The following is a 13,321-nucleotide window of genomic DNA, read 5'->3' as shown; positions in this document are numbered from 1 at the left end:
TTCTCCTATCTGTAGAATTCAATTTCATCCACAACTTCGTAGACATCCAAGACCCAATCTTTTGGATTGTGCTTCAAGGATGCTTGGCAATATTCACACTTGTCGATTGAATCAATCGTCAATGGCGCACCACAGTTCGGACAATGATCACTAACGACTTCTGAATTCTTAATGATCTCTGTCTGCGCTCCATGTTCACGGAGGAAGACCATGCGGTAAACAGTAAAGAGATCTTTGGTTGGATCCCCTTCGATCACACGACCCGTTTCATCATTTCGGATGTAATCTCTCATTGTCGATGACAGAATGACTTCGATGCGGTCATTACCATCTGGATTTTCGATAAAGTCTTTGATCTTCGAATCTTCCACACGCACGCGCTCAAGAACATTGGTTGTTTTGGCGCGAATATGCTCTTGCAACTGCGTCAAGTGTTGCTCATAAAGACTCGTACTTTCTAGATTCCGCACGGAATTCCAATCTTTTTCTGTCCAGGCAGACTGCAATTGAAGATAAACCAGCTTAACTTGCGACAAGAAGCGGTCTTCATCAAACATTGGATCCAGTTTACGGATGCGACGAATCGCTTCATAGTTGTTCTCAATTGGTCGACCAGCCCGTTCTTCGGTTGTCCGTTTTGGACCACTATTTGAATAGGACGAATCATCACTCTCATTAGCCTCTTTTGCAATATTATAGACAAATCCAATCAATCCAATGATGGCGACAACTGCTACCGCCCCACCAGAGTCTGATCCAGAACTAGAACTGTAGCTACTGGATCCACCAGACCAGCTACTGCCACCAGACCAGCTACTGCCACCTCCAGACCAGCTACTACCACCACCACCGCCAGAATGAATAGTGCTACTACCACCACTATGCGTATTGCCGACACCAGCATGGGCAGAAGGAGCAAATGCAAATAGAAGGGCTACTAGAAGAATTCCCAATACTAAAATTCGTTTTTTCATAGGCCTCATTTCTTATCTTTGTTTGTTACACAGGGGTTAAGAAAATACTGTCTATTTTATAGGACAATCAATTCTTTAGGAGCAAGGGTCAAGACTTCACAGCCTGTTTCTGTGATCAAGAGGTCATCTTCGATCCGCACACCAGAGAGACCTTCGATATAAATACCTGGCTCATCTGTTAAGACCATCCCTGCTTGAATCGCTTCTTTAGACGTTTGGCTGAAATATGGTTCTTCGTGGATATCTAGCCCAATTCCATGACCGATTCCATGAGTAAAGTATTGACCATAGCCGGCTGCCTCGATCACATCACGTGGAATTTTATCAAAATCACGGAAGCCAAGTCCATCTTTAGCCGCATCAATCAAGGCTTGATTGGCTTTCAAAACTGTTTCGTAAATTTCTCTTTCCTTGTCGCTGACATGTCCTGCATAGATTGTCCGTGTCATATCGCTGACATAGTGGTTATACAAGCAACCAAAATCAAGGGTCAAGGCATCTCCTGCTGAAATCACCCGATCACTTGGAGTCGCGTGAGGCATGGCAGAGCGTTCACCAGCTGCTGAAATAATATCAAAAGATACACCAGAAGCTCCCAACTCCCGCATTCTAAAATCTAGGAAAGTCGCTGCTTCCAACTCTGTCGTTTTCCCTACCTTGATATAATCCAAAATATCATGGAAGGCTTGGTCAGAGATGCTACAAGCTTTTTTAATGGCCGCAATCTCCGTTTCATCTTTAATCAAGCGCAATTCCATGACAAAGTTCGCTAGGGATTGAAGGCTGATGCCACTGAAAACAGAAGCCATGCGGGCATGGTAGGCCACCGTCACTTCGTCCTCAAAACCAAGTTCTTTGATTTCAAGGTCCTTAACGATCTCTGCAGCTGCAGTCAACTCATCGCGGGTTTCCACAATCTCTACAAAGGGGAAACAAGTCGCATGGGCATGGATGGTGTAGCGCGAATCTGTAAAGAGTACCACACGTTCTTCTGTCACCAAAGCGGTCCCGTTTGAACCCCAAAAATTGGTCAAATAATAAACATTTTTCAAATTGTTAATCAACACCGCTTTGAGGTTTTGAGCTTTCATTTTGTTTCTTAAGTTGCTGATCCGTTGATTCATTGTAGTTTTCCTTTCAAATATTGTCCTGTATAGCTAGCAGGATTTGCTGCTACTTCTTCTGGTGTTCCGGTCGCAATAATGGTTCCACCACCAACACCACCTTCTGGTCCTAAATCGATGATATGGTCTGCTGTCTTAATAACATCTAAATTGTGCTCAATCACAAGGACTGTATTGCCATCATCCACAAAACGCTCTAAGACTTTGATCAAGCGAGAAATGTCTTCGGTATGGAGTCCGGTCGTTGGTTCATCCAAGATATAGAAGGATTTTCCTGTAGAGCGCTTGTGCAATTCAGAAGCCAACTTCATCCGCTGCGCTTCCCCACCTGAAAGGGTGGTCGCTGGCTGCCCCAGCGTTACATAGCCCAAGCCCACATCTTGGATGGTCTTGAGTTTGCGTTCAATTTTTGGAATGTGCTTGAAGAATTCAACTGCCTTATTGACCGTCATATCCAGCACTTCTGCAATATTTTTTTCCTTGTAGTGGACTTCGAGGGTCTCACTATTGTAACGACGTCCATGGCAAACTTCACAAGGAACAAAGACATCTGGTAAGAAGTGCATTTCAATCTTGATGATGCCATCTCCTGAGCAGGCTTCGCAACGCCCACCCTTGACATTGAAACTAAAGCGGCCTTTTTTATAGCCCCGAATTTTGGCTTCATTGGTCTGAGCAAAGAGATCTCGAATGTCATCGAAGACGCCTGTATAAGTTGCTGGATTGGAACGAGGGGTCCGACCGATCGGGCTTTGATCAATGTCGATCAAGCGATCGATATGCTCAATCCCCTGAATGGTCTTGTATTTCCCTGGTTTTTCCGAATTGCGGTTGAGCTTTTGAGCGATGGCTTTTTTCAAGATGCTATTGATCAAGGTCGATTTCCCAGAACCGGAAACTCCAGTGACTGCGATAAATTTGCCCAAAGGAAAACGCGCTGTGATGTCTTGTAAGTTATTCTCACTGGCTCCAGTAATTTCAATAGAACGGCCATTTCCTGAACGGCGTTCTGTTGGAACTGGAATCTTGCGTTTGCCGGACAAGTACTGTCCAGTGATGGATTTGCTGTTGCGAGCTACCTGCTTTGGAGTTCCTGCCGCAACGATCTCTCCCCCAAAGACACCGGCACCTGGGCCGACGTCGATCAGGTAGTCTGCCTCTCTCATGGTATCTTCATCATGTTCGACGACGATCAAGGTGTTGCCTAAATCGCGCATTTTCTTGAGACTGGCAATCAGGCGGTCATTGTCCCTTTGATGGAGGCCGATAGACGGCTCATCCAAGATATAAAGGACACCAGAGAGGTTGGACCCGATCTGGGTTGCCAAGCGAATGCGCTGGCTTTCTCCACCTGATAAGGTTCCAGCCGATCGTGACAAGGTCAAGTAATTGAGCCCCACATTGTTTAAGAAGGTCAAGCGATCCTTGATCTCTTTTAGGATCGGTCTTGCAATCGTAGCTTCATTGTCCGTTAAGACCAGCTGGTCCACGGCTTTTAAGTGGTCCGCAATTGATAGATCTGACACTTCCCCGATATGCATCCCCTTTTCTCCTCCGACACGAACAGAGAGAGCTTGGTCATTGAGACGGTAGCCGTGGCAGGTCGCACAGGTCAATTCGTTCATATAAGAGCGCATTTGGTTGCGGGTGAAATCACTATTGGTCTCACGGAAACGACGGTGAATGTTGTTTACGACCCCTTCAAAAGGAATCTCAATATCTCGAACCCCACCAAACTCATTTTCATAGTGGAAGTGGAATTCCTTGCCATTTGAACCATAGAGGACCAAGTCCTTTTCTTCTTGAGAAAGATTGGAAAAAGGCTGGTCCATATCAACGCCAAAGTGGATCATGGCCTGCTCCAACATCTGTGGATAGTAGTTGGAAGAGATCGGATTCCAAGGAGCAAGTGCTCCTTCGCGAAGGGTTAAGCGATCATCTGGCACCACCAAATCCAAGTCCACCTCTAGCTTAATACCCAACCCATCACAGTCTGGACAAGATCCAAAAGGCGCATTGAAAGAAAAGAGGCGGGGCTCTAATTCAGGAACGGTAAAGCCACAGACTGGACAAGCATAATGCTCAGAAAAGAGTAGCTCTTTGCCATCCATGGTATCAATCACGACATAACCATCCGCAATCCGAAGAGCTGCTTCAATCGAATCAAAGAGCCGCGAGCGAATGCCCTCTTTGATCACGATTCGGTCCACAACCACTTCAATCGTGTGCTGCTTGCTTTTAGATAGTTCTGGAACCTCTGTCACATCATAGATCTCACCATCGACCCGCACCCGGACATAGCCGTCTTTTTGCACCTTTTCAATGATATTCTTGTGCTGGCCTTTTTTCTTGCGAATAATAGGAGCTAGAATTTGCAGGCGTTGGCGCTCTGGTAATTCTAAGACTTGATCGACAATTTGCTCAACCGAAGAAGCGGTAATCGCTCCATGCCCATTGATACAATAAGGGGTCCCTACACGCGCATAGAGCAGGCGCAGGTAGTCATTGATCTCTGTTGCCGTCCCCACTGTAGAACGGGGGTTTTTACTGGTCGTTTTTTGGTCGATGGAAATGGCTGGACTCAAGCCGTCAATGGAGTCCACATCTGGCTTTTCCATATTTCCCAAGAATTGCCGGGCATAGGCTGATAAGCTCTCCACGTAGCGGCGCTGGCCTTCTGCATAGAGAGTATCAAAGGCCAGACTGGACTTTCCAGATCCAGACAAACCCGTCACCACGACTAATTTGTCCCGTGGAATTTCCACGTCTATATTTTTTAAATTATGGGCGCGTGCCCCATGAATGACAATTTTATCTTGCATGTTCTTACTCTAATCACCTTTTTGTTAACCTCCATTATAACAAATTTTTTAGTATTCTTTTATCCAAAACCGTCCTTTTTCTGATATAATGTTAAGGTGTAAAAAAACAAGGGGAGGCACCATGAAACAGGTCTTTTTATCGACAACGACTGAATTTAAAGAAATAGAGACGCTGGAACCTGGTAGCTGGATCAACCTTGTTAACCCTTCTCAAAGTGAATCGATGGAAATCGCCTCTGCTTTTAATATCGATATTGCAGACTTACGGGCACCACTCGATGCGGAAGAAATGTCCCGTATGACCATCGAAGATGAGTATACCTTGATTATCGTAGACGTTCCCATCAAGGAAGAGCGGAACAATCAGACCTACTATGTCACCATCCCTTTGGGAATCATCCTAACAGAAGAGGCTATCATCACGACTTGCTTGGAGAAATTGCCGCTTCTCGATATCTTTATCAACCGACGCTTGCGGAATTTCTATACCTTTATGAGGTCACGCTTTATCTTTCAGATCCTCTATCGCAATGCTGAACTCTACTTATCTGCGCTTCGTACCCTGGATCGAAAGAGCGAACAGATTGAAAGCCAATTGCACAAATCAACGCGTAATGAAGAGCTGATTGAGTTGATGGAGTTAGAAAAAACCATCGTCTACTTTAAGGCCTCACTGAAAACCAATGAGCGCGTGATCAAGAAATTGACCAGTGCCACTAGCAACATCAAGAAATACCTAGAAGACGAAGATCTACTGGAAGATACCTTGATCGAAACCCAGCAAGCCATTGAGATGGCGGATATTTATGGAAACATCCTCCACTCCATGACCGATACCTTCGCATCAATCATCTCCAACAACCAGAATAACATCATGAAGACCTTGGCCATGGTGACCATCGTCATGTCCATCCCAACCATGATTTTCTCGGCCTACGGGATGAACTTCAAAGACAATGAATTACCGCTCAATGGAGAACCAAACGCCTTCTGGCTGATCATTTTCATCGCCTTTGCCCTGACCGGGTCTCTCGTCGTCTACCTCATCCATAAAAAATGGTTCTAACCAAACTTGTACATCAAAGGAGTAACTATGTCTCAAACCGACCTTCATCAACTTAGTAAGAAAAATCAAGAATTTATCCGGATCGCCAAACACCAATTGCTTGAAAACGGAAAGACAGAGGAAGAAGCAGAAAGCCTCATCCAAGAAATTCTTCCAGCTATCCATGAAAACCAAGGAAAAGGAATTCCGGCACGGACCCTTTTTGGAGCTCCAACTGTATGGGCGAATTCTTTCAGCGAGAAAGAACGCTATGAAAAAGAGCATCCGAAATTAAACGATGCTCCCTCTCTCATGATTTTGGATTCCTTCCTCTTTATCTTTGGTGTTTTTGCTGCGATTAGCGCCTTTATGAACTTGGTCGCACCGCGTCGTACTGGCTATGGGTTGATCACCTTGATTCTTGGAAGTTTGACAGGGGCCCTGCTCTTGTATCTCATGTACTACTTCTTCTATCAGTATATGGATGGCACCAAAGATCGCAGCGAGCGTCCCTCTCTTTGGAAATCCATGCCGATTCTTGTTGGAGTCATGTTCCTTTGGGTCATTGTCTTGTCCTTTACTTCCCTACTCCCACAGGTTCTCAACCCAACTATTCCAGATGTCCTTGCCATCGTTTTAGGAGCTTTAGCACTTGTCCTTCGCTTCTACCTCAAGAAACGCTTTAATATTAAAAGTTCGAGCACAGCACCCGCAACTCGTCGCTAAAAAGAAACGGATGAAGTTTTCATCCGTTTTTGTTTTACTGTATTTCCCTGTTCAATCTTTTTGAAAAATAGAGGACTAAGTCATCATTGTTTTCACAAGAACTGTAAGGGGCTAAGGGGTGATCACTAAACCAAACCCCAGATCCATCTGGGATATAGCCCCGTTTGACATACAGTCTTTGAGCTGGGCCATAACCCGAGTGTAAACCAACCCCTAAAGTAACAATCTCTGATAGTAGCCGGACTCTTTTTTCTGCCTCCTCTAAGAGTTGATTCCCAATCCCTCGATTTCTAAATGGTTCAAAAACATTAAAATCAGATAGTTCAGGATAGACTCCCACGAAAGGGCCGTGCTTGGCAGCAGGCAATATAGTGATATAGCCTGCCACAAATCCATCCGACTCAGCTACTAATACGTCCCTCTCTCTATTCTCCTGCTCTTGAAAATAGCTAGTCAAGATATCCTCTCTACCTGGCCACCCTTGGTGGATAAAGGCTTGAGAGATGTGCTCAATATCTGCCTTTATCATCCTCCTGATGATTACACCTTCCTTCATAGTTCCCTCCTTGATACATTTCTTCCCACATTATAACACGATTAGAGCTAGGGAAAGGTCAAAGAGGTCCACCGGACCTGAAAAAAAGACCCACCAGGGTCTTACTCGCTTTCTTGTTTTCAAGCTCGTGAAAAAGAGGTCCACTGGACCTCTTTTTTAATCTTCGTTTACGAAAGGCATCAAAGCCATTACGCGAGCGCGTTTGATAGCTGTTGTTACTTTACGTTGGTTCTTCGCTGAAGTTCCAGTTACACGACGAGGAAGGATTTTCCCACGTTCTGAAACGAAACGGCTAAGAAGCTCAGTATCTTTGTAATCGACATATTCGATTTTGTTTGCTGCGATGTAATCAACTTTTTTACGGCGTTTGAATCCGCCACGACGTTGTTGAGCCATGTTTAATTCTCCTTTATAGTTTTAATTCGTTAAACCCATTCTTAGAATGGAAGATCGTCGTCTGAGATATCCATTGGATTCGCTCCAAATGGATTTTCTTCACGACCAAAGTTTGGCGCTACATTGCTTGGTTCAGATCCACCAAAGCTTGGAGTTGCATTTCCAGCAAAACCACCGTTGCCTGATGAATAGCCACCACCTGCATGCCCTTCGCGTGCTGCACGGCTTTCCAATAGTTGGAAGCTGTCTGCTACGACTTCAGTGACATAAACACGTTGACCTTGCTGGTTTTCGTAATTACGTGTTTGAATGCGACCGGTAATCCCAATCAAAGCACCTTTCTTAGCCCAGTTGGCTAAGTTTTCTGCTTGCTGACGCCAGATCACACAGTTGATGAAATCGGCTTCGCGCTCTCCATTTTGACTCTTGAAGTTGCGGTTGACAGCTAGGCTGAAAGTAGCAACTGCTTGATTGCTTGGAGTGTAGCGAAGTTCAGCATCACGGGTCATACGACCGACAAGTACAACATTGTTAATCATAAGTCACCTCTGATGATTTCTTACGCGTCAACTTTTACGATCATGTGACGAAGAATGTCACCGTTGATTTTTGAAAGACGGTCGAACTCGTTAAGAGCTACAGCGTCGTTCGCTTCAACGTTTACGATGTGGTAAAGTCCTTCACGGAAATCTTGGATTTCGTATGCAAGACGACGTTTTTCCCAATCTTTTGATTCAACAACAGTTGCACCGTTGTCAGTCAAGATAGAATCGAAACGTGCTACCAAAGCGTTTTTAGCTTCTTCTTCAATGTTTGGACGAATAATATAAAGAATTTCGTATTTAGCCATTGATAATGTTCCTCCTTTTGGACTAATGACCCCCTGTCTTTGCAAGGGGTAAGTGAGGTTTACTCACAAGAAACTATTATACCAGACTTTTCGAACAAAGGCAAGAATTATCTTTAGGATTTGAAAAATGATTTTTGCCGTTCCCTTTGAGAAAAAAGAAAGAAATGTCCTAAAATATGACATTTTATAGAAAAAACTCTTTCCCTTCTTTCTCCTCTTTCCTTAAAGAAAACTGATATCAGTTAGCTTTAAGCTTGAGTCTTTATACTAGCTACAACAAATCTCAAGAAACGAGGAACGATTATGAATTATCTTATCATCCCCGCCTATCAACCAGATCTGAATCTTGTCAAACTGGTTCGCTTGGTCCACGCTAAGAGCGATCTCCACATCATCGTGGTCGACGATGGGAGTGACGCTGACAAGAAAGTAATTTTTGACAAATTAGAGGGTCTTGCGACAGTTCTGACTCATGAGCACAACCAAGGAAAAGGGCAAGCTCTCAAGACTGCTTATGCCTACATCCTAGAAAGAGGTACCTATGGAAGCATTGTTACAGCTGATGCAGACGGTCAGCACAAAATTTGGGATATTTTCAGGGTTGTTAACCAATCTCAAGAGCATCCTGGAACACTTATTCTAGGAGCCCGCGCCTTCTCTGGAAAAGTTCCTTTGCGTTCTGCTTTCGGGAATAAATTGACTCGCTTTCTCTTCAAACAACAAACCGGAGTGGCGGTCAGCGATACCCAAACAGGCTTACGGGCTTTTACTACGAATCTCTTGCCTTTCATGCTTGAGGTTGACGGACGGCGTTATGAATATGAGATGAATGTTCTCCTTGCAGCAAGCAAGTCCTTCCCCATCCTAGAAGTTCCGATTGAAACAGTCTACATCAATGACAATGAAGGTTCCCACTTCCGTCCTATCCGAGATGGCCTCATGATCTACAAGGACATGTTTAAGTTTGCCCTCTCCTCTCTAAGTAGTTTTATCGTAGACTACTTGGTCTACGCTTTCTTCCTTTTCGTGATGATGGCCGTGCCCATTAGTCTTCGCATTCTCCTAGCGAACGGGATCGCTCGTGTGACGAGTTCCATTTTTAACTACTCGACTAACAAGCACCTGGTCTTTAAGAATAAAGACAGCGTCGCTAAAACAGGAAGTGGCTACTTTGGTCTAGCCCTCGGCCTCTTTATTCTCGATACGCTCTTGATTCGACTCTTCTATACTGCTTTCGGGCTCAATCTCCTGATCAGTAAAATTGTCGTTGGCTTCCTCCTCTTTCTGGTCTCATGGGTGATCCAGAAAAAAGTAATCTTCAAAGAAAGGACAGCTCCCCACCATGAAATTCTTTAAAAAATCCTACACCTATGCTGCCTGCTTTGGCCTTCTTTTAACCAGCAGTTTTAGCTACTCGATGCTCAAGACTTTTGTCTTATCCGATGCCATCCAAACCGTAAAAGCTACGACTACGGACACCAAGGCAGCAAAAAAAGCAGCTGCATCGGCAACAACGACCGATACTAGCTATTCAGATGACAATATCCAGGTGAGCCTAACAGAAAAAACGATTGAAAATACCCAGGTTTACATTGCAGATATTACAGTCAGCTCATCTGACTACCTCAAAACAGCCTTTGCACAAAACACATACGGAACCAACGTGACAGCCAAGACCTCTGTCACAGCTGCCAACAACAGTGCCATTCTAGCAGTGAATGGTGACTATTACGGGGCTAACAGTACAGGATACGTCATCCGAAATGGAGTGGTCTACCGCGATACCGTTCGGGAAGATTCAAGCAATGGTGACTTAGCCATTTACAAGGATGGATCCTTCAAAATTATCTACGAAGATGAGATCTCTGCGGATCAATTGGTCAAAGACGGGGTCGTCAATCTCCTCGCTTTCGGTCCTTCCTTAGTTGAAAATGGAGAAATTACCGTCGATACCAACTCAGAGGTCGGGCAATCTATGGCGTCAAATCCACGGACAGCGATTGGGATCATCGATGAAAACCACTACATTATCGTCGTGTCAGACGGACGGACTTCAGAAAGCCAAGGCCTGTCTCTCTACCAATTAGCAGAAGTGATGAAGTCTTATGGTGTTAAAACAGCCTACAACCTGGATGGGGGTGGATCTTCTACCCTTTACTTCAATGGCCAAGTTATTAACAAACCAACAACAAATGGTACTATCTCAGAAAGGGCGGTGAGTGACATTGTCTACATCGGTTACTAATCCTATCAAACAACGGTTGAAAAAAACGATTCTCTGGTATTCTCTAATTTCAGCTTTCTTCTTCGTTGGAAGTCGCATCTATGAACACTTTAGTTTTGGCGAAACCTCTGCCTTCATGCACTATCTCTTCTTAATACCTTTGATCGGTGGTGCCCTACTAGTGGCTCTACAGTTCATGGTGAAAGGCCTCTCTCGCCTGAGTCTCAATCTTTGGAATTCAGGAGTGGCTACGCTCACAGCCGGGGCCCTCTACAGAGGGATTGTCAACCTCTCTGGTCGATCTACTACAATGGATCAACCCTATTATTACCTTGGAGTCGCCTTTCTAGCACTAGCTCTGATCAGCCTCTTCTTTGTCCGCAGTGTCTGGGTGGAGAAAACAGCCTAAGACATCAAAAACGTCCGTTTCTTTATAGAACGGACGTTTTTTAGGGTAAGTTAACGGATGAAGAACTTAGCCTTCACGTTTTTTGCTGGCTACAAAGCCTGCTAAAGCTAGTGAGGTCATACCAAAGAGGCTAAGGACGGTTGAAGCCAATTCATCTTGACCTGTTTTTGGAAGACCGGTTGCCGGTGTAGCAACTACTTCCGCTTGACCACCTGTATGATAAGTGACAGCGACTGGTTTGTTTGTTGCCACTTCTTTTGTTTCGCTTGCAGCTGGTTGAGCTGGAGTTACTGGAGTTTCAGGTTGAGGAGTTGGGGTAACAGGAGACACTGGAGCCACAGGATGGACTGGATTTACAGGACTTACTGGATCAACTGGCGCTGGCTGTGGTTGTGGTTCTGGAGTTGGTTGTGGGGTTGGTTGTGGTTCTGGAGTAGGTGTTTCTTCTTCCACTTTTTCCACAAAGGTCTTGTTGCCCAAGATTGAAGCAGACAATTTCTTCCCTGCCTTATTCACATCTTCGATGTATTGGATAAAGACTTCAGTATCTGGATTAATCGCACCGATCAATTTTGTATCGCGGAAGACTGAGAATCCATCACCACCACCATACAAGAAGTCATTGATAATCGCCTTGTAGGTCTTGTTGCGATCAATTTCGGTTCCATCTGCCTTGTAAGCTTTCACAACCTTATATGGATTTTCTTCTGTTGCATCGGCTGGTTTTGTATAGGTGTACTTGATCCCTGCCATTTGCAAGAAGTAAAGCTCTTTCTCATCATATTGTTGGTCCAAAGCTTTATAAATTTGGTCTCCGGTAATTTCGACTACTTGGAGGATATTTCCAAATGGTTGCACCGCTTGAGCTGCACCCCAAGTGACTGTTCCGTCTGGTTTCACCACGAGGTCTGCACGGATTCCTCCATTATTGGTGAAGGCAAAGTCAACATCTGGATAACCTGATTTTTTGGCAATATCTAGTTGCGCTGCTGTGACCAAATCTCCAACAGCACTTTCTTTTTGCGCATTCAACTCACGTGTAATATTTTCAGCTTTGTCTGCTGTACCGATTTTTGCTTCTGTTACTTTTTTAACCGTCGCATTGGCATCATCGATGATCGCTTGAACCTTGGCATCTTTTGCTTTGCCTTTCGATGGATCCACCGCAATAATTTTAGCAGTTGGAGCTTTGACAAAGTCAGCTGTATCTGTATCTAGGACACCACGGACATCCGAGTAAGCTTTCCCTTGAGACGTACCTTGAACGATCAAGGTATTTCCAACCATCCCGTTTGTATATTGGTGGTTATGACCTGCAAAGACGATATCCACTGAGTTTTCAGGATAGATTTGGTTTAATTTTTTGATCATGTCTGCAGCCGGACCTTCTGCTACACCATTCTTACTAGTGGCAGCAACGTGGGCCAAGACAGCAATCGCATGAACTCCTTGGTCATTTAATTCACGCGCATATTTGGCAATCGATTCTGCTTCATCCAAAACACGGTATTGTTCATGATTTTTACGCAAGACAAGATTTGGGAATTCTGTCGTAACAACCCCGATAAATCCGACCTTAACGGTCTTATCGTTGACTGGGATTTCTTTGATGGTATAAGGTTTCCAGTCAAATGGGATTTTGTTGGTATCCTTGTCAACCAAGTTGGCAATTACAACTTCTTGTTTGGAAGCTTCATGAGGATACTCATCGACGATCTTGTTGAATTGACCAGGTGTTGGGGCTTCTCCCTTCATGATCCGGTTGAATTCACCAAGTCCTTCGTCAAACTCGTGATTTCCAAGGGTTCCGTATTCAAAGTTCATTTCATTGAAGACTTTTACAGTTGGTTCATCTTGAAGGAGGGCAGAGTTGGCTGGACTTGCGCCGACCATATCTCCAGCTTGCACACGGATACTGGCATTTGGCGTTCCGGCATTCTCCGTTTCAAAGTCTTTTTGCGAATCGTTCAAATAGGTTGCCAAAAGTGGGGCTGTTCCTGCGTTTTTCACAGTTTCGCCTTCTAAACGAGCTGTCCCTGTTTGTTCCAAGGCACCGTGGAAGTCATTAACGCCCATGAACTGCACGGGCAATTCGTCTGCAAAAACGCTATTGATCGCAAAAACACTAAGACCCGCAGCGACCGCTAGGATACTGCTTTTCAAGATAATTTTTTTCTTCATAGAATACTCCATTT

The 13,321-nt window shown here is 44.6% G+C and carries 13 protein-coding genes; 5 read left to right on the top strand and 8 right to left on the bottom strand.

Annotation, left to right across the window (positions count from 1 at the left end; translation table 11 throughout):
• Positions 1-5 precede the first annotated feature (5 nt).
• The 3 genes from GMC92_RS04800 to uvrA are packed head-to-tail and all read right to left on the bottom strand — an operon-like array spanning position 6 to position 4,920.
• The gene (locus GMC92_RS04800; RefSeq protein WP_155199891.1) at positions 6-974 is read right to left on the bottom strand and encodes a TIM44-like domain-containing protein; all 969 of its coding nucleotides are present in this window, start codon (positions 972-974) and stop codon (positions 6-8) included.
• Between the two features lie 56 nt (positions 975-1,030).
• A complete protein-coding gene (locus GMC92_RS04795; RefSeq protein WP_155199890.1) occupies positions 1,031-2,098 on the bottom strand; it encodes a M24 family metallopeptidase in 1,068 nt (355 codons plus the stop codon).
• A complete protein-coding gene (uvrA, locus tag GMC92_RS04790) occupies positions 2,095-4,920 on the bottom strand; it encodes an excinuclease ABC subunit UvrA (RefSeq protein WP_155199889.1) in 2,826 nt (941 codons plus the stop codon). The genes GMC92_RS04795 and uvrA overlap by 4 nt, the downstream gene beginning before the upstream one ends.
• Positions 4,921-5,041: 121 nt before the next feature.
• Between uvrA and GMC92_RS04785 the strand changes: the two genes are divergently transcribed.
• Positions 5,042-5,986 carry a magnesium transporter CorA family protein gene (locus GMC92_RS04785; RefSeq protein ID WP_031576884.1) on the top strand — a complete coding sequence of 315 codons (945 nt, stop codon included), beginning with the start codon at positions 5,042-5,044 and terminating at the stop codon, positions 5,984-5,986.
• 27 nt (positions 5,987-6,013) lie between these two features.
• A complete protein-coding gene (locus tag GMC92_RS04780) occupies positions 6,014-6,691 on the top strand; it encodes a DUF1129 domain-containing protein (protein WP_003008618.1) in 678 nt (225 codons plus the stop codon).
• A 34-nt stretch (positions 6,692-6,725) separates the two neighbouring features.
• On the opposite strand, the gene GMC92_RS04775 is transcribed toward GMC92_RS04780, so the two are convergent.
• From GMC92_RS04775 to rpsF, 4 genes are all read right to left on the bottom strand, one after another.
• Positions 6,726-7,247 carry a GNAT family N-acetyltransferase gene (locus GMC92_RS04775; RefSeq protein ID WP_023919016.1) on the bottom strand — a complete coding sequence of 174 codons (522 nt, stop codon included), beginning with the start codon at positions 7,245-7,247 and terminating at the stop codon, positions 6,726-6,728.
• A 156-nt stretch (positions 7,248-7,403) separates the two neighbouring features.
• Positions 7,404-7,643: a 30S ribosomal protein S18 gene (gene rpsR / locus GMC92_RS04770; RefSeq protein WP_000068664.1), complete on the bottom strand. Its 240-nt coding sequence runs from the start codon at positions 7,641-7,643 to the stop codon at positions 7,404-7,406.
• Between the two features lie 41 nt (positions 7,644-7,684).
• Positions 7,685-8,182 (bottom strand): single-stranded DNA-binding protein, encoded by a 498-nt coding sequence (locus tag GMC92_RS04765; RefSeq protein WP_049486245.1) that lies wholly within the window; start codon positions 8,180-8,182, stop codon positions 7,685-7,687.
• A 20-nt stretch (positions 8,183-8,202) separates the two neighbouring features.
• Complete coding sequence (gene rpsF, locus GMC92_RS04760) at positions 8,203-8,493, bottom strand: 30S ribosomal protein S6 (RefSeq protein WP_003005040.1); 291 nt, start codon at positions 8,491-8,493, stop codon at positions 8,203-8,205.
• Positions 8,494-8,796: 303 nt separating this feature from the next.
• On the opposite strand from rpsF, the gene GMC92_RS04755 reads away from it, so the two are divergent.
• From GMC92_RS04755 to GMC92_RS04745, 3 genes are read left to right on the top strand one after another with little or no spacing between them, the layout of a single operon-like run.
• Positions 8,797-9,849: a bifunctional glycosyltransferase family 2/GtrA family protein gene (locus GMC92_RS04755; protein ID WP_155199888.1), complete on the top strand. Its 1,053-nt coding sequence runs from the start codon at positions 8,797-8,799 to the stop codon at positions 9,847-9,849.
• Positions 9,836-10,738, top strand: coding sequence for a phosphodiester glycosidase family protein (locus tag GMC92_RS04750; RefSeq protein ID WP_070846159.1), 903 nt, complete (start codon positions 9,836-9,838; stop codon positions 10,736-10,738). The genes GMC92_RS04755 and GMC92_RS04750 overlap by 14 nt, the downstream gene beginning before the upstream one ends.
• The gene (locus GMC92_RS04745) at positions 10,719-11,126 is read left to right on the top strand and encodes a hypothetical protein (protein WP_155199981.1); all 408 of its coding nucleotides are present in this window, start codon (positions 10,719-10,721) and stop codon (positions 11,124-11,126) included. The genes GMC92_RS04750 and GMC92_RS04745 overlap by 20 nt, the downstream gene beginning before the upstream one ends.
• A 66-nt stretch (positions 11,127-11,192) precedes the next feature.
• Here the strand turns inward: GMC92_RS04745 and GMC92_RS04740 are convergent, their stop codons facing one another.
• On the bottom strand, positions 11,193-13,307 hold the full coding sequence (locus GMC92_RS04740; RefSeq protein WP_173019405.1) for a surface-anchored 5'-nucleotidase: 2,115 nt from the start codon (positions 13,305-13,307) through the stop codon (positions 11,193-11,195).
• Between the last annotated feature and the right edge of the window lie 14 nt (positions 13,308-13,321).

This window comes from Streptococcus parasanguinis, assembly GCF_009717775.1.
Taxonomy (GTDB): Bacteria; Bacillota; Bacilli; order Lactobacillales; family Streptococcaceae; genus Streptococcus; species Streptococcus parasanguinis_AG.
This window is presented reverse-complemented; position numbering and strand designations above follow the sequence as displayed.